This is a genomic window from Candidatus Tisiphia endosymbiont of Nemotelus nigrinus, from assembly GCF_964026475.1.
GTDB lineage: Bacteria > Pseudomonadota > Alphaproteobacteria > Rickettsiales > Rickettsiaceae > Tisiphia.
Genome location: NZ_OZ032151.1, coordinates 1,190,406 through 1,214,732, shown reverse-complemented (window position 1 = coordinate 1,214,732; position 24,327 = coordinate 1,190,406). Strand labels below are relative to the sequence as shown.

Sequence of the window (24,327 nt, the reverse complement as noted above, 5' to 3'; positions counted from 1 at the left end):
GTATATTCTAATAAACTCGTTTAGTTGGTGGAATTGCCGCTACTTCATCTGTTAAAGTTGTAAGAGTTACCGGTTTGTAATCCAGTTTGACCTTACCTTGTTCGTCAATCCAAGCGAGTGTATGTTTCATCCACTCCTCATCGTTACGCTCTGAATAATCTTCCCTAGAATGGGCTCCTCTACTTTCTTTTCTATTGGCGGCAGAGTGCATAGTAATCACCGCTTGATCTAATAAATTAGACAGTTCTAATGCTTCAAACAAGTCGCTATTCCATATTAATGATTTATCATTAACCTGAATATCAGCATATTCTTTTCGTGCTTGGTCAATCAGTTCTATCCCTTGATCGAGAACCTCTTGAGTTCTGAATACTGCTGCATGATTTTGCATAATTTTTTGCATTTTAAGCCTTAGATTAGCTACTGGTATCTCTCCTTTAGCATGACGTATGCCATCAAATCTGCTAATTATTTTATCCAATATCGATTGAGGTAGAACCTTATGCGGTTGACCAACTTTAACAATTTCAGCCGCTTTCTTTGCTGCCGCCCTACCAAATACCACTAAATCAAGCAAGGAGTTTGAGCCTAATCGATTAGCTCCATGTACTGAAACGCAAGCAGCCTCACCAATTGACATTAACCCAGGAATAATCTTGTTATGACCATCCTGATCTTTATCAATAACTTGCCCGTGGTAATTTGTTGGTATTCCCCCCATATTGTAATGTACTGTTGGTAGCACCGGTATTGGTTGAGTATTAACATTAACACCAGCAAAGATTTTGGCTGTTTCAGAAATACCCGGTAAACGTTCGTGCAGAATTTCCGGCGATAAATGATCTAAATGTAGGAAGACATGGTCTTTATGCTCACCTACCCCTCTATTTTCTCTGATTTCCATGGTAATTGCTCTCGAGACCACATCTCTTGATGCAAGGTCTTTAGCAGCTGGAGCGTATCGCTCCATAAATCTTTCACCATTAGAATTTACCAAATAGCCTCCTTCTCCTCTAGCACCTTCTGTAATTAAGCAGCCAGACCCATATATACCTGTTGGATGAAATTGGACAAATTCCATATCTTGCAAAGCAATAGAACTTCTTGCTACCATCCCACCACCATCACCGGTACAAGTATGAGCACTTGTAGCAGAAAAGTAAGCTCTACCATATCCACCAGTAGCTAATACTACTAAATGAGAATGAAAGCAATGTATGGTCCCATCATCAAGATTCCAAGCAACTACTCCTACACATTCTCCATTATTCATCAACAAATCAATGGCAAAATATTCAACAAAAAATTGGGCTTTATTTTTTAAAGCCTGTTGATATAAAGTATGTAAGATGGCATGACCAGTACGATCTGCTGCAGCACAAGTCCTTTGGGCTGCTTGTCCCTTGCCATAATTTGTTGTCATACCACCAAAGGGACGCTGATAAATTTTGCCTTCTTCTGTTCGCGAAAAAGGTACCCCATAATGTTCAAGTTCCAGTACCGCCTCAGCTGCATGTTTACACATATACTCAATCGCATCTTGATCGCCCAGCCAGTCCGAGCCTTTTACGGTATCGTACATATGCCAACGCCAATCATCTTCCCCCATATTACCAAGAGAGGCGCTGATACCACCTTGTGCTGCTACAGTATGGCTTCTAGTTGGGAAAAGCTTGGTAACACAGGCTGTACTTAGCCCCTTTTGTGCCATGCCAAAAGTTGCCCTAAGACCAGCCCCTCCGGCTCCAACTACCACTACATCAAATTGATGATGCACAATATTATAAGGTGTAGACATTCATAAATTCCATTTGCTATTTAATCACTTAAACAGTTATAGCATAAAATAATGCTACCACTAAGAACACAATCGTTATAATACAAAATATTTGTAAAAATATAATTAATCCAATACGAAGCTTAATACAACTAATATAATCTTCAATTATTATCCGCATACCAAGCATTGCATGATAGAGGCTGGTAATAATCAATATTCCCAAAGGAGCAATATTGTAAGGTTTCTGTAAAGTACCAACAACATGAATTAAATCCTTGCCCATATTATATTTAATAAAAAATATTAGCCAAATAGAGCAAATTACCAAAATAATAGCCGTAATTCTTTGATGTAACCAATGACCAGAACCGCTCTTTGCCGAACCAGCTCCTTTAGCTTTTGCCAAATCTGTCCTTAAATTATTATTCATATAGAGACCTTAAGTTAAATTACTATAACAACCAAAAAGCTAATGTCATCATTATGGAGGCTATTACAACAAACCAGCCAGTAAAGTTAATAGCCCTTATTGAAAAACAATGCCCACTATCCCAAATTAAGTGACGCACCCCATTGCATAGATGATAAAACCAAGCGAAACTTATGAATATTGGAGGGATTTTAAATAATCTACATGTAAAGAACTGTAAATATTCAGGGTTAAATTTGCTAAAAGCCAATAAAATAAAACACCAAGATAATACTGATAGTCCAAAAAATAGACCTATCCCCGTCATACGATGGAAAATAGACAAAACAGAACTTATCTGTATTTTATATATCATTAAATGAGGAGAAGTTGGTCTATTATTGTAAATTTCCGGTTTTGTTTTTGTCATAAATTATATCTGATATAATAAAAAAGTAGTTGTTTATACTCTTTGCAAAAAGAACTTATGCATGTATAAACATAATATGTTTGGTATAACACATTTGATGATATATTAAAACTATAATAACAATAAGTATGGGGTGACAATAAATTATAATCTTATGAATTTCTTTAATTCCAATTAGGTATACCTTGTTTAAGAAAATACTAAAAATAAAATTTATTTGTGTAACTATTACATTGATTCTACTAGTCAGTGGAATCAATTTCTGTATATTTTACTTATTTGCACCTGGGGCGCTTGTAGAAAATAAGGCTGTAATAATCAAACCTAAATTATCGACTGAGCAAATCGCTAGGATATTAAATGATCATAACATCATTAAATATCCCGCTTTATTTGCCTTTCTTGCAAAGATATATTCATTAAAACATTCTATAAAAAGTGGGGAATATATTTTTACTCAAAATATTTCTCCTATGCAAACTTTAAGGATATTATCCAGTGGCAAATCAATTATTCATAAAATGGTTATACCTGAAGGTACGCTTGTGCATGAAATAATAAAAAAAATTAATAGCGAAGAACGATTAATTGGAGAGATTATAGGAATAATTCCTGAAGGATTTTTAATGCCATCTACCTATTTTTTTTCATATGGCGATCAGAAGGAACAAATCATTGATAAAATGCGGAAATTAATGTCTTTACAGCTCGACAAAATTATGGAAAAATTATCACCTAATTCTCCATTAAAAACCCGCCTTGATGTGTTAATTTTAGCATCCATTGTAGAAAAAGAAGCTAACTTAAATGCTGAGAAACCTTTGGTGGCTGCTGTATTTCTAAATCGCCTAAAAAAACATATGAAACTACAATCAGATGCAACAACAATTTATGCTATAACACTTGGGAAAGGTAGACTAACACAACCATTGACTAAAAAAGATTTTGCAATAGAATCTCCTTATAATACATATTATGTTGCTAATTTACCAGCTGGAGCTATTTCTTGTCCTGGAGTAAAATCTCTAGAGGCTGTAGTAAATCCCGCTAAAATTGATTCATTATATTTTGTGGGTGACGGTGCAGGTAGGCATAATTTCTCTAATAATTTTAATGAACATCTTAAACATGTTAAGGATTATCGCAAAAATTCGAAGGAACATTAAGCATGAATGATACTGAATTTGCTAAATTAGCTGAACAAACAATATCTTTAATTGCAGAGATAATTGAGACAGAGGATAAAGATTGCCTTATCGATATTGATTTCCAGGATGACATTCTAACTCTAACCACCAACCAAGGTATATTTGTTATTAATAAACACTCTGCTGCCAAGGAAATTTGGTTGTCTTCACCGATTAGTGGACCTTACCATTTTTATTATGCTGCTGGTAGATGGAAATCAAAATCATCTGATGATTTGGTTGATATTTTAAAAAGGGAACTCAAAATTAATTTTGAATATACATAAAATTAAAAACTTAAGCAGGATTATAAAATATGTTAAAATACTTATTTTAGTAGGAATTTAAACCACCTTGTGTATTGTAGGATGCAATATTATAAATAATTACTTAGTCTTGTATGAAAATAAAATTCTTAATACCTATTGTCTTTTTTTGCCTAATTTCAATAATATTTTTTGTATTATTTAAACAAAATAAGCTTCCAACTCCTAAAAAAATAATGTTTATAGTACATACAGAAACTAATGGTGGGAAAGGAGTGTATGCCCTGTATAAAGCAATGAAAGAAACAGGACATGATGTAAAAATTGTTGCTATTCCATTATATAATGGATGGTATAATTTAAACATAGATATGAAGTTTACAGCAAAATTTGATAATAATGATGTACTATATCCTTGCGGACAGATAGCACCTTATACAAAATGTGAAACTATTGAATCATATCAACCAGATTATATTTTTATTCAGAATCCCTATAATGTTTATAATAATTCAATTTTAGATCCTCACTTTATTGATTCAACTCTTAAAAAAATCGCAAAAAAAATAGTATATATTCCTTATGGTCCTCATATTTTTCATCAAGATCACATAAATGATAAAAGTTTACCAAATATTATGGATTTAGTATTTGTTGATTCGGAAAGTACAAAAGATATTTACATTGAAAAATATGGTTTTCCAAAAGAACGTGTTGTTGTTTCAGGGTATCAAACTTATAAAGAAGTTAGAGATAGTACTATCCTTAACCTCAAAAAGTCTCCAGAAACCATTTTATGGTTACCAAGATGGCAGCTATCCTTTAAATATAGATATCTATTTGAATGTGGCTCAACTTTCTTGAATTATCATTATTTTTTTTATAATTATGCACTACAAAATCCAAATATAAATTTTATTATAAGACCTCATCAAAGTTTATTTTTTTCTACCTCTAACCCAAGATTTTTAACCCAAGAAGAAATTAATCAAATTTTTATAAAGTTTAGAAGCGTACAAAATGTTACTATTTCTGATAGTACCAATGTTCCTTTAGTAAGTGATATAATTTCTGCAGATATTGTAATAAGTGATGGAACTTCTGCTCTTGCAGAAGTGGTTGTAGCGGATAAGCCTATAATTTACTTAAGTAATGGCTGGAATAATGAGTTTAATAGTAATAAATTATCACGTGAATTAAAAAAATATGTTTATTTAGCATATGATCCAAATGATATAACAGGATATATAGATTATATCAGGCAAAATAATTATTCGGCTTTCTCTAAAAGAGAAGAAAATAATAGTTATTTTAAGAAAATAAAATGCAAGTTATTTGAATTAACCTGTAACAGAGAAGAATTTAAGAAAATATTAGATCCAATAGAAAATCCATCCAAGTTTATTGCTGAATATTTATTATATGAATAAAGAAGCAATGATCTATTATTGTCACACGGGTTATCTATATACGTAAAAACTCAAGTAAAATTAAAGAATATGTTGTTGTACTATATGATTTGGAGAATTATATTCTAAAACAAAAAACGTTATCTCCCAAAGCCCTGTAATAAAATTGATATAACAATGTTCAAAGTTTTTTATGTATTTTGTAAATTATTTATAATATTAGGGCTGATAGCACTTAGTGCTTGTATATATTTGTTGTATCATTACTCTAAAGATTTACCGGACTATTCTCAACTTGCCGATTATCATCCACCATCGGTAACAAGAGTATATGCCCAAAATGGAAAATTAATGGAGGAATATGCTTTGGAACGTAGAGTTTTTGTACCTATTAGTAGTGTACCACGCTCTCTTATAGAGGCGTTTATTTCAGCAGAAGATAAGAATTTTTTTGAACATCCAGGAGTTGATGTTATAAGTATAATCAGGGCAGCAATATTAAATATCTCTAATATCGTACACCGTCGTAGAGTGGAAGGAGGGTCAACTATTACCCAACAAGTAGTTAAGAATTTTTTATTAAGCTCTGAGGTATCGATAGAACGTAAGATTAAAGAGGCGATTTTATCATATATGGTCTCAAAAACCTTTACTAAAGATCAAATTTTGGAGCTATATCTTAATCAAACGTTTTTTGGTAGGGGATCGTACGGAGTTGCCATGGCTGCTCAAAACTATTTTAATAAATCTATTGACGATTTAACCCTTGCTGAATCAGCTTTTATCGCTGGGTTACCAAAGGCTCCATCAAATTTTAACCCGGAGAAAAATTATGCCAGGGTAAAAGAGCGTAGAGATTATGTCATTATGAGAATGTTGGAAGATGGTTATATAACGCAAGAAACAGCTAAAGAGGCAATAGATACTGCAATTACTTTACAAAAGCGGGATCGCAACGAAACCGTTACAGCTGGTTATTATGCTGAGCAAGTACGGGAAGAAGTCATTAGCAGAATTGGCAGTAAAGAATATTTTTATACCGGAGGGTTAACAGTCATTACCTCACTTGATGCTAATATGCAGCAAGCTGCGGAAAATGCTCTTAGGAAAGGCATAAGGGAATATGACAGAAAACATGGTTTTAGAGGGGTTATAACTAATATAGATATAAATAACTGGCAAGATAATTTAAATAAACTAACAAAGCCACCAGCCATTTTAGAATATCAATTAGCTGTTGTGTTAAATGTTTTGGATAATCAAGCCGAAATTGGTCTTTGCGACTTGAGTCAGTCAAAAATAGTGCTATCAGAAATGAAGTGGGCAAAAAATGATCTTAAATCAGTAAAAACTCTCTTGAAAAAAGGTGATGTTATAGTAGTCGAAAAAGTAAATGCTAATTACTATTTGCGGCAGATTCCGACTGTTAATGGAGCTATTATGGTGATGAATCCTGCAACAGGCCAGGTACTTGCCAGCGTTGGTGGATATGATTTTACGGTTAGTAAATTTGATCGTGCTACTCAGGCACTACGACAACCAGGATCACTGAGTAAAACTTTTGTTTATCTTGCTGCTTTAGAAAATGCCATCCAACCAAATAGAATTTTTGAAGATGGTCCAACAGAGATTTCACAAGGCTCTGGCATGCCAGTTTGGAAACCTAGAAATTATAGAGGAGATTTTTTGGGTTCAATTACTATGCGTACCGGTCTTGAGAAATCACGAAACCTTATTACTGTCAGGGTAGCAGAAGCTATAGGATTAAATAAAGTTGCTGAAATAATTAAGCGATTCGGCATTAATAATGAGCCAAAGAAATTTTATTCTATGGTACTTGGTTCACTCGAAACCACTTTGCAAAGAATGACCACTGCTTATGCGATCATTGCTAATTCAGGGAAAAAAGTTACCCCTCATTTTGTAGAACTCATTAAAGATCGTAACGGTAAAATAATTTATCGTAGAGACAGTAGAGAATGTGAGAATTGTAATGTATCTGACTCCCAGCTTACTGATAACTTATCACCACCTATCCTATCTCAACCAGATTGTCAAATGATTACCGATGAGGCAAGTGATTACCAGATTATCTCCTTTCTTACTGGAGCAGTTGAAAGAGGTACGGCAATAGCTGCAAAAAAACTTGGTAAGGTTATAGCTGGTAAAAGTGGTACCACCAATGAGAGTATGGATACTTGGTTTATTGGTTTTACTCCCAAAATAGTTGTAGGAACATATATTGGCTACGATACACCAAAAACACTCGGAAAAACTGCAACAGGCTCAACTGTTGCCTTGCCGATATTTATTGATTTTATGGAAAGAGCATATTCTGATATTCCTTCACTTACGTTCAAAATACCAGAATCAATTAAATTATTACCAGTAAATCCGCAAACCGGTAAAATTACTTCTTCTGGCAGTGTTATGGAAGCATTTAAAATTCATGATATACAAACATTAGATTATCAACAAGAAAACCAAGATAATGATGTTTTCCATAGTATCCCACCAGAAAAAGATAATTCTCAGGAGATATATTAACCCGAATTCGATGTATAGCTAACCGATCCATCAAAAATCTAGAAATATTAATTAAATTATCCTATATTTAATTGCTTTTTTACTTAGTGGATAAAAATTTTGGAGTATACTATCTTACATGCGATAGATAAGAATTATAATGTTTATCTCACATATTTTAATTTTATTTGGAGAAATTAAATGAAAAAAACAGCTCTATCCGGATGTCAAGTGACCGGAGCTCTGCATTTAGGAAACTATCTCGGGGCAATTGTCAATTGGTCAAAGATGCAGGATGAGTATAATTGTTTGTTCTTTTTAGCCGATTTGCATGCTATTACTATAAATCGTTCACCTATAGAACTAAACTCTTCTATATTGCAAACTGTTGCTATATATATAGCAACAGGGCTTGTGCCAGAGAAAACTACCATATTTGCCCAAAGTATGGTAAAGGAACATGTTGAACTTGCTTGGATATTAAATTGTGTTACCCCACTTGGTTGGTTAAAACGCATGACTCAATTTAAAGACAAAGCTGGAAAAGACCAGGAAAGTGCTGGTTTAGGATTATTGTCTTACCCAGTATTGATGGCAGCTGATATATTATTATATGAAGCTGATATAGTTCCTGTTGGTGATGATCAAAAACAGCATTTAGAACTTACAAGAGATATTGCGGCTATTATCAATAGAAAGTTTGATTGTGAGATACTAAAATTACCTGAACAATTAATTCAAGGTTCATCAAGAATAATGAGCTTAAAAGATGGTCGTAAGAAAATGAGTAAATCTGATCCATCTGATTTATCTCGTATTAATTTAAATGATAGTCAGGATCAAATTTACCAAAAAATTAAAAAGGCTAAAACAGATCATTTAGCTGAAATCAGTTACGATCCTCAGAATAGACCAGAAATCAGCAATTTAATTAACATTTACTGCAGTTTATCTTGTACTAATGTTGACACAGTAGTTGAACAGTACCAAAATACCGGTTTTGCCAAATTTAAGGATGATCTAGCTGATATTATCATTACAACTCTAGTTCCCATTCATAGTAAATATGTAGAACTAATGAAAAACCAAGATTATCTGATAACTACACTACATAAAGGAGCAGATAAAGCTAGGATTACCGCTACTAAAACTCTTATTACAATTAAAAAATTAATGGGTTTTGTTGTGTAGCGTTTTGATATTATGTTACTTGCCTCTCATTTCCAAATCATTTGAGCATATCCATTTTCATATTAGAACGAAAAAGATGTTATTTCCGCATAGACGGGAATCTCTATATCTTCTATATCTAGGCTGTGTGAAGGTTTCAACTAAATATTGAAGGAATAGAAAGGTAGTATATGTTTGATTTTGAAAAAATAACAATACTACTGGAATGAATTATCATATAAAACCAAGAACTTGGGAACAGATTTTTTTAATATTACAGAAGAAAATATAATGTTACAGAAAAAATAATATTAAAGCAAAATATGAAAGTTTATAGAGGCGATTTGGTATATAATGCGTACTGATTATCAGTGACGTTTATTGCCTTCAATATATGGTGGTTGCCGTGGTATTCACATGAGATTTAAAAGCTGGAGTGATAAAGGAATTTGGCAATATTTATTTGAAAAGATACAAGATTTTCCAGATATGGAAACTGTAATGATTGATGCTACAATTATTAGAACTCATGAGTTGTCATCTATATTAAATCTCCTAAATAGTTTGAGTATTAGTCTTTGGATTCGTTCCACTTGCCATGCAGTATTCTATAAAGGTATTGGTTATTCAGTCCATTGTGTGAAAGAGATTGATAATCGTGTAAAATATTTTGTCTTACTTCCTCAATATCTGTTGGTTGTAGTATCAGAGTATGTTGATTTTCTGTGAATGCTTGTTCTTCAATATCTTCCACTACATATTGTGGACATGTATTACAATATTCCGTAGTGTCAAGATCATCTAAAGAGCAGTGATTATTTTCACACCAATAATTTACTTCACATTTGTTTCTTGTACAAAACCTTTCCCATCTAAATGTCCAAGATGTTTTTGTAAAGAAAACTTGGGCTTCTATATCTCCAAGTCTTGTAAATAAATGATGATTATTATATTTAAATAATATTTCCTCTCTAGTGTAAAATGAATTAACCATTAACTTAACCTAAATATTTTATGGTTTGCTGTTTTCCCCAATGTTTTAGGGTATAATTTATAATATATTCAAGAACACGTTTAGCACTCAGTAAATTTACATTGAATCATTGTTCTTCATTATCTAGGTTGTTAAAAACACCCTTATAACTTGTGTATTATATTTTTTGTTATGTCGTCTAATCCTTCAGCAATAGCAAGTTTTAATAGTTGTTATTTTAAAAGGCTTCCAATTCATGAAATCCTTTATCAGAAACTATTACAGTTATAGGCTTACCATTTTTTCTTCTACTAAATTTAATTATTCCATAACAATAATTATTTTGATTAATAATATATTTAAAGCATAAGTTATTAATATAGTCAAATTAATAAAAATAAATGTGTTATATGCTCTAGACACTTATATCACATTTTTAAGATATAAGTGTCTAGGAATTGCGGTAAATCTTGGAAACTCATATAGTTCTACGAAAATATAAATATAGACTTAAAATAATAGCAATAATAATATTCGCATAACAAGCAAAGATAAAATTTAAATCTTTCGAAGCAAGATTTTGTAATAAAAAATGTAAGTATGTGATAATTATGGCAGAAAGTGCGGTAATTAAAATCTGTCTTAAACTAGACTTTTTATTATAAGGCTGCTGTAAAAAAACAGATAATGTTAGAAAAACCAGTACAAAATTATACATAGGCCAAATCAATCTTTGATGCCCCTCAGCAATTAATTTAATCTTCCTCTGTTCTGATAAAATATTGTTGGGTTTAAACAATTCATCAATATAATACTCATTGATTTCTCGATTATATTCATCCCTTGCCAATTTTTTACCATCATTACTAACTAATTCTACGGTTAGAACATCAAATGATAAATTATTTAAATTACCATTATGATCATATGCCTGCCTAATTCCATTTTTTAACTGAAAAGACGAACTGTTATTATATATTTTAAACATCCCTAATTTAGAAAACAAGATTGCATGATTATCCCGCTTGCGATTATCAAAAATGATCAAACTTTTCATAGTACCATCAGGTAATTTTTTATCAAAATAAACTGTTATATCTTTAGAAATTGTATTAAATGTCTTCTCATCTAGCACATTGGATGCATAATTATTCTTCATGAAAGTAAGCTCTGATTTAAGCGTACTATAAGATAATGGCAATAAACTAGTCGAAATATAATAAGAAAATAACGTAACCACTAGAGATACAATCAATGCCGGACTAGCTAGTTGGATATTACTTAATCCCAAATTTTGCAAAATAATTATCTGTCGTCTCTCACTCAAAATTTTATAAGTATAGATAATAGCAACAACAGTTGCAAAAGGTAACAAAATAAACAATAAAGATGGTATAACTAAAATAATTAAATTTAAGAAATCCTGAGCTTTTATTCCCTTATCAATTAAGTACAACATTTTTAATATCTGAGTAATCCACACAAGGCTAGTAACCAAGAAAATAATTATTATCAAGGATGGTATTATCTTTCTTATTATATAACGTTTATATATTAACATTCTGTAATCATTTATAGTCTTTCAAATCACTTTTCTGAATTGCTTCTTCGCTAGTAAAGTAGCTCCTCGCAATAATTTAGGAAAACTCATGGCAATATCAAGAACTTATTCAGGTTGGCTATTATAACCTCTTACGCATAGTCATAAAACCTTGGGGAGCAAGATTGTTATCGATAAACTCTAGAATTTGTTTGGCAGTTTCAAAAGCTGTTCTTGAGGTAGTGTCAACTGTTAAATCATATTCTCGCAAACTACTTGCGTGTACTCTGTCTATTTGATCATTCGATAAACCTATATCCCGATCACCGCGTAGAATTTCTCGCTCCTGCATCACTGAAAGATCACAGAAAACTCCAACAAAATAGACAATGTAGCTACTCAAGGTTTTTATATAAGATTTAAGGCAGGAATCATCAAATAAGACTTCATCAATAATAATATTATTCCCTCGGCTTGCAAGCAGATTGGCAAAATCTGGCATTACCCCAAAGAGTTGCTCAGCTTTTATACCACTCTCAACTCGAATGGTTGGACCACGTTCGTTTCTTCCTGGCACAAAGGTAAAATATTCGGTAGACATCTTATCATCAGAGGAGTATGGTATCATGTTGATAAAACTATCTACACCAAAAGTAAGCCAAGACTCCTTACTTAAATATTGTATTGATTTTGCGATAGATGTTTTGCCGGCAGAGCCGCATCCATTTAAAAATATAATCTTACTCATATGATGCCTTGCTGTTCTTTCTCGTTGCTACTAATACTGTATCTTCCTAGGGTTAACTAATATATAACAAATATAACAGATTTTTATGCTCCACTAATAGCAATTTTCATTATTTTTGCAGGATTGCTTATTTTTTTTATTCCTTAATATATTACTCTTGCCTACATTTTTTTTAAGAGTTATATTAATGGGATAGTGATTGCGTTAGGGAATCAATAAATTAAGGATTACATCCTACAATCACTGGAGAAATATAAACTATTCAAAGTCAACAACATTGAGTTAATTATGAGTAAGCTTATTCAAGAAAATACCCGAATTATCCCCAATCATCAGACTAGCCTGACAAAAGAACAAAGGGAAACTGTTGGCTTGCTGTCCATAGGAACATTCCTAGAATATTTTGACTTAATGTTATATGTCCATATGGCAGCGTTTCTTAATGAGTTATTTTTTGAACCAACTGATCCTCATACGACCTCTTTAATGGTGTCATTTGCTTTTTGCACTACCTTTGTTTTCGACCTATTGGGGCAGTAATATTTGGTTGGTTGGGCGATAATATAGGACGTAAATTTACGGTGATCATCACAACTTTTATGATGGCTGTGACATGTCTAGTGATGGCTAATCTACCTACTTATGCCCAGATAGGGGTAACAGCTACTTGGATAGTAACCATCTGTCGAGCTGTACAAGGTATATCTTCTATGGGAGAAATGACCGGGGTGCAACTTTATTTAACCGAAACGCTTAAGCCACCAGTACAATATGCAAGTGTTGGATTAATGGGGGTTTGTTGTGACTTAGGGGGGTTAGCTGCTTTAGGTATTGCCTCACTTGTTACTTCACATGGTTTTAATTGGCGTCTAGCATTTTGGATTGGTGCCGCGGTGGCATTGATTGGTTCTGTAGCAAGAACAACCTTGCGAGAAACACCAGAATTTGCTGATGCCAAACGTCGAATCAAAAAAGTTTTTGAAAAAACTAATACTGATATGGCTAGCCTAGCATATAACCCGATGTGGCAAGAAAAAGTTAATAAAAAAACAATAATAGCTTTCTTTTTATTAAAAAGTGCTTCACCGGTATGTTTTTATTTTCTTTATATATATTGTGCTAATATTTTAAAAACTAGTTTTGGTTATACAACGGCTGAGATTATTCAGCATAATTTTATTGTTTGTCTAATGGCATTTTTAACCATATCAATATTATCTTATTTAAGTTTAAAAATATACCCATTACTAACCATAAAAATTATACTGGTCATATGTTCTATTTTTATGATATTTTGTCCATATTTATTGAATTATGTTAATTCTCCTTATCAATTATTTTTGATGCAATTGGTTATGGTTTTATTATATGAATGTTTAGGTCCTGCCGGTCCCATTCTTTATAAAAGATTTCCAGTATTTAAACGGTTTACCTGTATTAGCATGACATTTGCTATATCTCGAGCTTTAATACATATTATTACTTCTTTTGGTTTTATCTACATTACTAATTATTTTGGTCATTGGGGATTATGGGTTATTATGATTCCTCTAATTATCGGTTTTACCTATGGGCTACGTCATTTTGAAAAACTGGCAAAAGAGTGTGGGGATTATCCTATTGGTTGGTTAGCCGAAAAAAAAACAATTACTTGAGTTAATTATGAGTGAACTTGTTCAAGAAAATACCAGAATTATCTCTAACCAGCAGACTAGCATGACAAAAGAACAAAAATCTGCTATCGGGTTACTTTCTATAGGTATCTTTTTAGAAAATTTTGATCTAATGCTGTATGTTCATATGACAGTACTTCTTAATGAGCTATTTTTTGAACCAACCGATCCTTTACGCGATAGATTATTGATAGTATTTTGTGCTTCACGAGCATAATTTATTATGGTGATTCTGTGAGTCCTAGTACTTACACACGTGCCTTCTTTTATCATCACTAGAAAGATATATGCCACCATGAATTCACTTATTAACAAAACCTTTAATTGCTTTCCTTGGTTTAATCCAAAATGACATTATACTATCTCATCCATATTATAGCTGTTTATACTCCTTCTCTTCATATCACTTCCTTCCCTCTCCAAAGCATTAAAAACTGCCCTGATGATTTATACTTTTAAAGAGCTATTGATTAAATAAATTATATCTCAAAAATAAGCTAGCACTAAGTCTTTATTATAGATTATTTACAAAAAGATAAATATTTTTGTAAATAATCTAATAAAATAGTAGAAGTATTGTAATTCTTGATTTAAACTAATTGATGATATAATTAATATTGTAACCTCAATTCGATATAAGCCTAAACATTGGTGCTACGCACCACGTAACAAAATGGAAGAAACTACCAAAATATGTGCAGTTTCTTAGAAGAAGAAGCAAGGTATAAGTAATTATGAACAAAAATACAAGACCAAATTAGTACAGTCTCTTGAAAAACGTGCAAAAGAATTAGGATTTACTTTAACAGCAGAAAATCCTGAAAATCAATATGTTGTGTAGCAGTTTGTTGGAAGAATTAATAATTCTTATATCGAATTGGCTTTGTTATAAGGAAAAATGCATTCTTGAAGCGATTCTTCGAATATATTTTAACTGATTTACGATAATAATCTTATTTTTATATAGTATAAAAATAAGATTATTATCAAACTAATGTTTAACAATTAGGTGTCAAACCGCTTTAAGCCTGATTGTTTCTATATACACCCCTGAGTTCGATGTAACAAGTTACATCGAACTCAGGTTATTATAGGTTATTTTATGAAAGTGCTTGATAATCGAAAGTATAGTTGGCAAAAAAAATATGCAAATTGTAAATATGCGGAGAAGTTACTGAGCAAACTATCTGAGCTAAACCAGCAAGTGACTAGGTTCTGTGAAGTTTTGTAAAAAAATAAATTAAAAAGAAGGAGAGGTAGTGTATTTTCTATTTTAGACAATCAAAAACACTACCGGAATGAATTATCATATAAAAATCAGAGAATGGCAACAAATTATTGAAATATTAAGAAAAAGAAAAGATATAAAAACAAGAAATGAGGATAAGCTTAGACGATTTATTGAAGCAATATGGTACATAACACGTTCAGGATGCCAATGGCGGTTGTTACCGAGTGTTTATGGTTCATGGCGAGCAGTGCATATGAGGTTTAAAACTTGGTCTAATAAAGGAATATGGACCGATTTGTTTGAGCAAGTACAAGCTAATCCTGACATGGAATCAACAATGATTGACGCTACTATAGTTCGTGCCCATGCATGCTCAGCAGGTTATAAAAAAGATAGCCAAGATCAAGAAGCTTTAGGGCGTAGTAAAGGAGGTTTTACTACTAAAATCCATGCCTTAGTTGACGCTCTTGGTAATCCTTTAAAGTTTATTTTAACTGCAGGTCAAAGACATGACATTACACAAGCCAACTCATTGGTTAAAGATATTAAAAATACTATGCTCCTTGCCGATAAGGCATATGATAGCAATGCTTTTATTGAGCAGCTTGAAGAGCAAAATTGTATAGCTGTTATTCCATCAAAAAAGAACCGAAAACAGCAAAGGGAGTACGATAAACATATCTATAAAGAACGTCATTCGATCGAATGTTTTTTTGGTAAAATTAAACATTTTAGACGAATTTTTTCGAGATTTGATAAAACTGCTACTGATTTCTTGTCTTTTTTGCAATTTGTTGGAGCTTTTATATGGCTTCGTTAGAAAACTTCACAGAACCTAGAACTATAGATATTGATATGGTTAAAAAAGGTATCTATTATGCCAAAAAATATCATGGCAGCCAAATACGACAATCCGGCGAACCTTATTATTCCCATCCGATAGAGGTGGCGTATATGGTTGCCGAATACACTGCATTAGAATTGCCCAAATATTTCAGGAACGATATGATCATCACCAGTTTACTGCATGATACTCTTGAAGATACGGATTTGAGTGAAAAGCTGATTTCTATGGTATTTGGTGAGCAAATTGCCAGGCAAGTGGTAGATTTAACCAGAATCAAACCATATGGGAAGATCAGCTCCCAAGAGGTTTTGGATTTATTATTTCAACAGAAAAAATTTGATGTAGCATTTATTAAAATCTTCGATCGAATTCACAACTTGCAAACTATAAGTGTTAAATCACCAGAAAAAGCTAAAAAAATCATTAAGGAAACAATAGAATATTTTATAATTCTTTGTGCATACTTGGAAGTACCAGCAGCAGAACAAAAGTTAATAACGCTATGTTACCAAAATTTCTCGGCTAACCAACCTGCTTCTCGTGACTTTGGAAATAATTCCCAGACTCTTTTGTCAACTTTTCAAAATGAAATAATCCGTGTGCGAAACAAATAATTATCGGAATCATAATAACCCATACTCCCAAATATAATGCCCCCATAAAATATGGACTCAAAAAATAGATTAATCCGAGTAAATTTGTTAAAAAATAAATAAATTGAAAGGAAAAAAATTTTTTACTCGACGTTTGGTATCAACAAATTCTGGCGTTTCTCTCAATATTGTTCTAGCTACAGAACCGACCAATGCTACTGCTGAACTAAGCCAAAATGCTAGGCGTCAATTAAAACCACGAAAACTAACAAGTGACGCAACATCTAAAGCAGCTGCCCCCCTAAGGCAGCAAAAGCTGCTAGACACTTATATCTTTAAATTATGATATAAGTGTCTAGACACTGTTAACAAAGCTTATTTAGTTGGTGAATAAAGTCTTTTTTGCTGCAAATTATAAGATTTTTTTTGAAATAGGTACACTATTCCAGCAAAAATCTTATTAATTTTCGCTAAAAAATCCATTAATTCATCAATTAAATAAGCTTTGTTAACAGTGTCTAGTTTCATGATAGAATAAAAAACATAGGGTATGACTATTACCACGCATTCTCAATAATAATTGGTATACTGTAAGGTTTAATAATTATTAGATCAAATCTAATATGATAATTTTGATATTTTGGGTTAGTGCTTAAAAATATACTTGCAGATCTTTTTATTCTCATCTGTTGATGGGTTGATAATATTCTATCATCAATATCAGAACGCCTTGCTTTTACTTCTATAAAAACAAGTTGTTTGCCACGCAGGGCAATAATATCAATCTCGCCAACATAATATCTTTTACGATGATAGAGAATCTGATAAAATTTAATTTTATAAATAACAATAGCTACATATTCAGCTATTAAGCCAAGTGTAATTTTTTTCATAATAATTATGATTTACCTCAATTCAGGATATTATAATCATCTCTAATTGACGTGCAATCTATATAATTTTCGTCTAAAAAAATACCAAGAATAATAAAGTACAAAAGTTCCAACAACACTATATGTAGAGAATAGAAAACCTTGTCCATCATAAAGCCCATGAGATATATAAGAAGATAAAGCTCCAGAATACATACCAATAGCACACATAGTAAAATATATTGCCAGTGCGGTTCTCAAATCTTGGGCTTCAAATTTACCGGATAATATTAATATATTACAAATAAAAATAGCACATAAACATACGCCAATTGTAGAAAGGATATAGATGTTGCCTATTAAAGTTACTCCATAATTTGGTAAAAGAATAAAACTGGCTAAGAGGATAACTATCAATATTAAATTAGCAAGATATTTGTTGATTATTTTTAATGATAAAACGACAGGCGATATCAAGAAAAATATACTTATAAGAGTATAATGGGTAATAGTGTCTATTTTTGATACAGGAAAGTGTTTCTCTAAAGCAAATTCTTCATAATACCACAATATATCAAAAGTAATGTAAGATACCATAAAGCCTGTTAGAACCTGTAATTCTATATTCTCAATTAAGAATGAAAATCTAGAAACTAAAGTTGTATTTTTGTTAATATTCTCTCTTTGTAAGCAAGTTATAATAATGAAGCTATAAAGTAATGTACATAATAATAGCCCATTTATCGCTGATTCTAGAAATCCAGCTAGTAAATCAACGGTAAACTGTCCAGCTATCCATAACAAGGAAAAGACAATAAGAGCAAAATATTTATAGTATTTATAGTTATTGGTTAACTCCACTATTTTGATGATAGTTGTGGTTATGTAGGTGTAGTAGGCAGATGCCATTACAATGAAATTGATTTTAAGGAGGGTGTAATCCTTAATCATAATTAGGTTTAATATACCTATTATCAGTAAGACTAGACTAACAATGGTAGTTTTGTTATCACTGATTTTATTAATTAATGGAGTTAAGAATAAACCAGCTATTATATAACCTAACATTTCGATTGATTCGATATGGTCTAGTTGCTCTCCAGATAGACCTTTACTTACTAAAAAATCTGGTATTACTAGTGCATTGATGTAAGTAATACATGCAAAAAGAAATACACTAACAAACAATAGCAAAGCTGTTTTTAAATGATTATTTTTGGTCATAAATAATTGTTTGCTAAACTAGATTACATCGTATATAAATTTCTTAATAGAGAGACGTTTAAGAAGTTTGTGTAACCAAGAGTACATTAGCTTATTCATTAAAATTTGTCTAATTAATTTTATTATAACCATGAATAAAATTTAGATTTATAGAACAGCGGATTTGCGTAAAATAGTTAAGAAATTTCTAAGTTATAGTTATTTGTTTAGGTTAGTGTACTTTAAGTATAAATGTTTTCTCAATTTAAAACTTAATATTAAATATTGTTATAATAAATAGATATTTTTTAATATTGCTAAGTTTACATATCCTAGCAATATTACCTGGAAATTTGCGAGTAAAAAATTAATGAGTAAGAAAATTATAGTTGATGCTAACTTTCCTAATGAAACAAGGGTAGTATTACTAAATCAGAATAACAATATTGAAGATATTGAATATGAAACTGCGACAAAACAACAAAACAAGGGTAATATATATCTTGCAAGAGTTATAAGGGTTGAGCCTGCTTTGCAGGCGGCCTTTATTGACTACGGTCCGGACAAGAGTGGGTTTCTACCTTTCACTGAAATTAGCCCATATTATTATAATATACCAGCATCTGATCTTAAATCTTTGCCTTCTATAAATAAGCTACAAGAAATTTCTCTTTCAGATATTACCCAAGATGATCTTGTAGAATCTGAAACAAAGAGAGATTATAATCCAATAATAGACAGTGAAGAAATTGATTTAAATGCTATAGAAAGATTAGTGGACGAAAAAATTCAGGTAGAATTTAATTTAGATGTTTTGGATAATGACATTGAAACAATAAGTGTAGAAAAAAGTGATAAAGAGGAAGCTAATAAACAAAAGCAATATAAAATTCAAGAAGTAATAAAGAAAGGTCAGGTTCTGCTTGTACAAGTTACTAAGGAGGAAAGAGGTAATAAAGGGGCGTCGTTTACGACGTTTATGTCTCTTGCTGGGAAATATTGTGTTTTAATGCCTAATACTCCCTTGCAGAATGGTGTATCACGTAAGATATCCAATGCTGATGAACGAAAAAGGCTTAAGAATATAGTTAGTAAAATAACTTCAGGCAATAGCAGTACTGCATCAAGTATCATAATTCGTACTGCTGGTGCTGGCTGTACTACTTTAGACATAAAAAGAGATTATGATTATTTAGTAAGATTATGGAATACAATTAGAGAGAGTACCCTTAAATCTATAGCCCCTTGTTTTATACATGAAGAAGATGGGTTAATTCAAAAGGTCATACGTGATATGTGTGATCATACTGTTAAAGAGTTAATCATACAAGGTAATGAGTCATATCAAAATGCTGTGAAATTCATGAGGGATATATTACCTACAGATCTCGGTAAGCTCAAAGAATACAGAAATAAAATACCAATTTTTACAAAATTTGTTGTTGAGGAACAGCTAGCAAAGCTATATCAACCAGTTTTTGCGTTACCTTCTGGTGGGTATATAGTAATAAACCCAACAGAAGCACTTATTTCAATTGATGTTAACTCAGGCAGAGCAATTGCTGAAAGAAATATTGAAGAAACGGCATTAAAGACCAACTTAGAAGCTGCCAGAGAAATTGCTAGACAAATTAAATTAAGAGATTTATCAGGCTTAGTGGTTATTGATTTTATCGATATGTATGATACTAGAAATCGTAGGATTATTGAAAGATCTTTTAAAGAGTTTCTAAGTAGGGATCGGGCAAGAATTCAAACTGCTAATATTAGCCAATTTGGTTTGCTTGAAATGTCTCGTCAAAGATTAAGACCATCATTTTTGGAATCAAATTCATCGATTTGTTCCTATTGTAACGGCAAAGGACTTGTTAGGGCTGATGAGTCAAATGCTATGTTAATTTTACGTACGGTAGAGAATGAAATTTTTAATGAAAATATCGATTTAGTAAATATTTTTGCTAATATTCATTCAGTTATTTATTTACTGAATAATAAGCGTTCAGAAATAGCTTTAATTGAAGAAAAATATAATTTAAAGTTAAATTTTCACGTTGATTCGTCTGCTACTTCTGATAATTATTCAATTGAAAAAATAAAATTGCCAAAAAAATCTAGCCATGCCGGGACTGCTAGTAAACCATTAATTCAAAATCAGTCCTCTAATTATCAAGAAGAAAAGATTAGTAAAGAGCCACCTACTAATTTAAATACTAATAGGAAGAAGCAGAAATGGAAAACATCTGATAAGTTAGAAACTAGCAGTGAGTTAAATAAAAATATAACGGTAAAAATTGATAAAGGGGAAGTTGTCGTTAGTCAACAAGTTAATAATGTTGTACTAGACAATAAAGTAGTAGACAATGAGTTAGATAATGGAACAAATGGTATTGATACCATTAAGTCAAATCGTAAATATCTTGATAAGAAATCAAATTATACTCGTCCTGCTAGAAGACGTAATTATAATAAAAACAAAGTGGATGAAAATGATAGAGGACAATCCCAGGAGGGAACTAAACAAGAAGGAGCTAATAGTTGATAAATAGCGGCTTGAATTTATTATTAATTGTCTGCTTATTTTTATGTACCTCTTGTACTTTAAGACCTGTGTATAGTAATAATTACAGTCCACAGGAATTAAACCAATTAAGTGCTATTGAAATTGAGCCAATAGACTCTATTGGAGGTGCAGAATTTTGTTACTATTTATCTAGTATTTTACCAAAATCTACAATATCAACAACAAAGTATTTATTGAAGGTAAAATTTACCAACAAAAGTTTACCGCTTATTATTCAGAAGAATTCTGATGTGTTAAGAGAAGCAGTAAGTCAAACTATTCAATATAGGTTAATTGATATTATAACTAATCAACCAGTTACTTCAGGTACATTTCGCCATATAACCTCTTATAGTACAGCTTCTTCGCCTTATCATAGCTATATAGATAATGAGAAAGCATTGGAAGAACTTGCAAAGCAAGGGGCGGTTGAGATACTGGAAAGATTAATTTTGTATTTTAAACAAAATAGCATTAAAAATGAAGTTCTACCTATCACAAATTATTCAGCTACTTGATAAGATAGATAACAGGCAAATTAAAGCTCTGTTACTTTATGGGCCAGATAAGGGGTATATAGATAAAGTTTGTAAGACTTTGTTGAAGAAATTTGATTTATTAAAAACCTCTATAGAATATTCAGATGTTAAATCTCAAGCGCTTGATACTTTAGTTAATACCCAAAATTTCTTTATGCAGAAACAATTGATTCTAGTAAGGTCAGTTGGTGAATCTATAGATAAATCTTTAAAATTGGCTCTTAGTAAAGATTCATTACATTTCTTAGTGTTTATTGCTGATGAATTATCAACTGCTTCTAGCATACGTAAATTCTTTGAAACTGAAACTTATTTAGCGTCTCTAGCTTGTTATCATGATGATGAACAAAAAGTTACTAAGATAATATTACATAAATGTAATATTGTGGGTAAGGTTATAAGACAAGATGCTATGGACTATTTAATATCTTGTCTAAAAGGTGATCACCAAACAATAGTTAGTAAAATTGATAAATTAATAAATTTTACATTTGATAAAGAGCAAATTACCTTAGATAATGCGCGGCAGGTAGTTAGTGATGATTTTATGGGAAATGGGGATAATTTATGTGCTTATTTTTCCTCAAGGGATACTGATAACTTTTTACAAGAATTCAATAAGTTAAAACAACAAAATATTAATGAAGTGCTAATTATCAGAGCATTAATCAGATATTATCTGAATTTATACACCGTATTGAGTAAATTAGAAACTGGTGTTGCTATAGATATGGCTATAAAATCGCTATCTCCACCAATTTTCTACAAATATGTGCCAAATTTTAAAAAAGCTGTAAATAAGCTTAAATTAGATGATTGCATTACAACGCTGAAACATTTGCAGCAAGCAGAAATTGATTATAAGCTAAATCCAGCTGGTTTTGATATATATCAACAAATTTATGTTAAAGCTAATTCCTAATAGATTGGAGATAAGAAGTATATCCTTATCTCCAATCTATTAGCCTTACTTTTACCCACAAATATTTTGTCAAGAAAGAATATTATCATTGGAAGCGGAGCTACTTTAGCAACGACAAAGCAAACAGTGAGTTTTAATTTTAATGATACATCTAGTACTACAGTGGTAGATTGAATAAATTATAGGAAATTTGAGTGTTTTATTTACAATTTGTTGCTAGACACTTATATCTTTAAATTATGATATAAGTAATTGTAAGAGGGTGACTTGATAGACACTGGACTGAAATAGTCGTAAACAGAATAAGTACCCTCTTACAAAGTTTGCTTTGAACAAATTGCAGAAGGTGCTGGAAACAGCAGCCTTGCACAATAAGATGAAGGAGATTATATCATGAGTAAAATAATAGGTCTAGATGTAAGTAAAAAATGGTTAGATATATGTTTATATGAGTCTAACAATAAACCGATATATAATCGTTTTTCCAACGATAAGTTAGGGCATGAAGAACTGATAAAATTAACAAAAGAACAAGAAATTAAGCTAATAGTATGTGAACCTACTGGAGGTTATGAAGCGGATATTTGCCAAAAATTGTATAATAATAAACAACAGGTACATAAAGTCAATACATATAGCTTTAATTCATTAGTAAATCGGTGAATTTGTGTAAAACTGATAAGAAGGACGCATTTAAATTAGCATATTATGGCGATAAGATGCAGCTTTCAGCTAATTATTTATATCAAGTTGAATCCGATACTTTGAAGAGATATCAGCAAAGGCGAGAAGATTTAGTATTAATGCTTAGCAATGAAAAGAAGAGGCTACATCATAGTATTGATGGTATTGATAAAAAGAGTATAGAAAAGCTCATTAAATTTTTACAGAATGAAATAGCTGAGCTTGATAAAAAATTAAGTGAAGTAATAGATGAGTCAGAAGAGTTGAAAGAGAAGGTAAAAATATTAGAGAGTGTGCCTGGTATTGGTAAATGCGTAGCTAAAAAACTAATTAGTTTTTTACCTGAATTAGGGAATAAAAATTATAGTAGTAATGAATTGTCAGCAATTGTAGGGATAGCTCCTTATGCCCGTGATAGTGGTAATAAGCAAGGACGAAGATTTATTAGAGGTGGCAGAAAAATACCACGATATGCTTTATATATGGCGGTATTGGCTGGTAAAAACGGTGTCAAAAATGGTTTTCAATATTTGAAAGCTTTATATGATAGGCTTGTTAACAATTTTAAACCTAAAAAGGTTGCTATAGTTGCATGCATGCGTAAACTACTTGAAGTATGCCATAAACTTATTCAACAAAAACGTTGTTTTGTTATTTAGATAAATATTTTTATTTTTTTGAAAATTTAGATAAAAGATAATTGCTGTTAACAAAGCTTATTTGATTGATGAATTAATGGATTTTTTAGCGAAAATTAATAAGATT

Annotated in this window: 22 protein-coding genes and 1 pseudogene; 15 read left to right on the top strand and 8 right to left on the bottom strand. The window is 31.4% G+C overall.

Annotated features, from left to right (window positions below; all coding sequences use genetic code 11):
* Positions 1 to 7: 7 nt before the first annotated feature.
* The 3 genes from sdhA to sdhC are packed head-to-tail and all read right to left on the bottom strand — an operon-like array spanning position 8 to position 2,619.
* Positions 8 to 1,798 (bottom strand): succinate dehydrogenase flavoprotein subunit, encoded by a 1,791-nt coding sequence (gene sdhA / locus AAGD39_RS05750; protein WP_341756423.1) that lies wholly within the window; start codon positions 1,796 to 1,798, stop codon positions 8 to 10.
* A 28-nt stretch (positions 1,799 to 1,826) separates the two neighbouring features.
* Positions 1,827 to 2,210, bottom strand: coding sequence for a succinate dehydrogenase, hydrophobic membrane anchor protein (gene sdhD, locus AAGD39_RS05745; RefSeq protein WP_341756422.1), 384 nt, complete (start codon positions 2,208 to 2,210; stop codon positions 1,827 to 1,829).
* A 22-nt stretch (positions 2,211 to 2,232) separates the two neighbouring features.
* On the bottom strand, positions 2,233 to 2,619 hold the full coding sequence (gene sdhC, locus AAGD39_RS05740) for a succinate dehydrogenase, cytochrome b556 subunit (RefSeq protein ID WP_341756421.1): 387 nt from the start codon (positions 2,617 to 2,619) through the stop codon (positions 2,233 to 2,235).
* A gap of 185 nt (positions 2,620 to 2,804) precedes the next feature.
* On the opposite strand from sdhC, the gene mltG reads away from it, so the two are divergent.
* The 5 genes from mltG (at position 2,805) to trpS (ending at position 9,198) form a co-directional block, all read left to right on the top strand.
* The gene (mltG, locus tag AAGD39_RS05735) at positions 2,805 to 3,785 is read left to right on the top strand and encodes an endolytic transglycosylase MltG (protein WP_341756420.1); all 981 of its coding nucleotides are present in this window, start codon (positions 2,805 to 2,807) and stop codon (positions 3,783 to 3,785) included.
* A 2-nt stretch (positions 3,786 to 3,787) separates the two neighbouring features.
* On the top strand, positions 3,788 to 4,093 hold the full coding sequence (gene cyaY, locus AAGD39_RS05730; RefSeq protein ID WP_341756419.1) for an iron donor protein CyaY: 306 nt from the start codon (positions 3,788 to 3,790) through the stop codon (positions 4,091 to 4,093).
* 113 nt (positions 4,094 to 4,206) lie between these two features.
* The gene (locus AAGD39_RS05725) at positions 4,207 to 5,502 is read left to right on the top strand and encodes a hypothetical protein (protein ID WP_341756418.1); all 1,296 of its coding nucleotides are present in this window, start codon (positions 4,207 to 4,209) and stop codon (positions 5,500 to 5,502) included.
* Between the two features lie 156 nt (positions 5,503 to 5,658).
* Positions 5,659 to 8,028, top strand: a complete 2,370-nt coding sequence (locus AAGD39_RS05720) for a penicillin-binding protein 1A (RefSeq protein WP_341756417.1) — start codon at positions 5,659 to 5,661, stop codon at positions 8,026 to 8,028.
* Between the two features lie 180 nt (positions 8,029 to 8,208).
* Positions 8,209 to 9,198 carry a tryptophan--tRNA ligase gene (gene trpS, locus AAGD39_RS05715; RefSeq protein ID WP_341756416.1) on the top strand — a complete coding sequence of 330 codons (990 nt, stop codon included), beginning with the start codon at positions 8,209 to 8,211 and terminating at the stop codon, positions 9,196 to 9,198.
* Positions 9,199 to 9,748: 550 nt separating this feature from the next.
* Here the strand turns inward: trpS and AAGD39_RS05710 are convergent.
* The 3 genes from AAGD39_RS05710 to AAGD39_RS05700 form a co-directional block, all read right to left on the bottom strand.
* Positions 9,749 to 10,171, bottom strand: a complete 423-nt coding sequence (locus AAGD39_RS05710) for a hypothetical protein (RefSeq protein WP_341755144.1) — start codon at positions 10,169 to 10,171, stop codon at positions 9,749 to 9,751.
* Positions 10,172 to 10,628: 457 nt separating this feature from the next.
* Entirely contained in the window at positions 10,629 to 11,711 is a 1,083-nt protein-coding gene (locus tag AAGD39_RS05705; RefSeq protein WP_341756415.1) for an LptF/LptG family permease, read from the bottom strand.
* Positions 11,712 to 11,832: 121 nt separating this feature from the next.
* Positions 11,833 to 12,438 carry a chloramphenicol phosphotransferase CPT family protein gene (locus AAGD39_RS05700; RefSeq protein WP_341756414.1) on the bottom strand — a complete coding sequence of 202 codons (606 nt, stop codon included), beginning with the start codon at positions 12,436 to 12,438 and terminating at the stop codon, positions 11,833 to 11,835.
* Between the two features lie 288 nt (positions 12,439 to 12,726).
* Between AAGD39_RS05700 and AAGD39_RS05695 the strand changes: the two genes are divergently transcribed.
* From AAGD39_RS05695 to AAGD39_RS05675, 5 genes and pseudogenes are all read left to right on the top strand, one after another.
* The gene (locus AAGD39_RS05695; RefSeq protein ID WP_341756413.1) at positions 12,727 to 12,978 is read left to right on the top strand and encodes a hypothetical protein; all 252 of its coding nucleotides are present in this window, start codon (positions 12,727 to 12,729) and stop codon (positions 12,976 to 12,978) included.
* Between the two features lie 11 nt (positions 12,979 to 12,989).
* Entirely contained in the window at positions 12,990 to 14,093 is a 1,104-nt protein-coding gene (locus AAGD39_RS05690; RefSeq protein WP_341756412.1) for an MFS transporter, read from the top strand.
* 7 nt (positions 14,094 to 14,100) lie between these two features.
* Positions 14,101 to 14,283: pseudogene (locus tag AAGD39_RS05685) on the top strand (hypothetical protein); the annotation flags it as partial.
* A 1,126-nt stretch (positions 14,284 to 15,409) separates the two neighbouring features.
* Positions 15,410 to 16,162 (top strand): IS5 family transposase, encoded by a 753-nt coding sequence (locus AAGD39_RS05680; RefSeq protein ID WP_341756183.1) that lies wholly within the window; start codon positions 15,410 to 15,412, stop codon positions 16,160 to 16,162.
* Positions 16,150 to 16,803 carry an HD domain-containing protein gene (locus tag AAGD39_RS05675; protein ID WP_341756411.1) on the top strand — a complete coding sequence of 218 codons (654 nt, stop codon included), beginning with the start codon at positions 16,150 to 16,152 and terminating at the stop codon, positions 16,801 to 16,803. The genes AAGD39_RS05680 and AAGD39_RS05675 overlap by 13 nt, the downstream gene beginning before the upstream one ends.
* A 536-nt stretch (positions 16,804 to 17,339) precedes the next feature.
* Here AAGD39_RS05675 and AAGD39_RS05670 read toward each other — a convergent pair.
* Positions 17,340 to 17,675 carry a YraN family protein gene (locus tag AAGD39_RS05670; RefSeq protein WP_341756410.1) on the bottom strand — a complete coding sequence of 112 codons (336 nt, stop codon included), beginning with the start codon at positions 17,673 to 17,675 and terminating at the stop codon, positions 17,340 to 17,342.
* 42 nt (positions 17,676 to 17,717) lie between these two features.
* Entirely contained in the window at positions 17,718 to 18,878 is a 1,161-nt protein-coding gene (locus tag AAGD39_RS05665; protein WP_341756409.1) for a hypothetical protein, read from the bottom strand.
* 349 nt (positions 18,879 to 19,227) lie between these two features.
* Here AAGD39_RS05665 and AAGD39_RS05660 point away from each other — a divergent pair, with 349 nt between their 5' ends.
* The 5 genes from AAGD39_RS05660 (at position 19,228) to AAGD39_RS05640 (ending at position 24,221) form a co-directional block, all read left to right on the top strand.
* Entirely contained in the window at positions 19,228 to 21,396 is a 2,169-nt protein-coding gene (locus AAGD39_RS05660; RefSeq protein ID WP_341756408.1) for a ribonuclease E/G, read from the top strand.
* The gene (locus AAGD39_RS05655) at positions 21,393 to 21,935 is read left to right on the top strand and encodes a hypothetical protein (protein ID WP_341756407.1); all 543 of its coding nucleotides are present in this window, start codon (positions 21,393 to 21,395) and stop codon (positions 21,933 to 21,935) included. Before AAGD39_RS05660 ends, AAGD39_RS05655 begins: the two co-directional genes overlap by 4 nt.
* Positions 21,898 to 22,878 carry a DNA polymerase III subunit delta gene (holA, locus tag AAGD39_RS05650; RefSeq protein WP_341756406.1) on the top strand — a complete coding sequence of 327 codons (981 nt, stop codon included), beginning with the start codon at positions 21,898 to 21,900 and terminating at the stop codon, positions 22,876 to 22,878. Before AAGD39_RS05655 ends, holA begins: the two co-directional genes overlap by 38 nt.
* 393 nt (positions 22,879 to 23,271) lie before the next feature.
* Positions 23,272 to 23,541 (top strand): IS110 family transposase, encoded by a 270-nt coding sequence (locus AAGD39_RS05645; protein WP_341756405.1) that lies wholly within the window; start codon positions 23,272 to 23,274, stop codon positions 23,539 to 23,541.
* On the top strand, positions 23,538 to 24,221 hold the full coding sequence (locus AAGD39_RS05640) for a transposase (protein ID WP_341756404.1): 684 nt from the start codon (positions 23,538 to 23,540) through the stop codon (positions 24,219 to 24,221). Before AAGD39_RS05645 ends, AAGD39_RS05640 begins: the two co-directional genes overlap by 4 nt.
* Positions 24,222 to 24,327 lie beyond the last annotated feature (106 nt).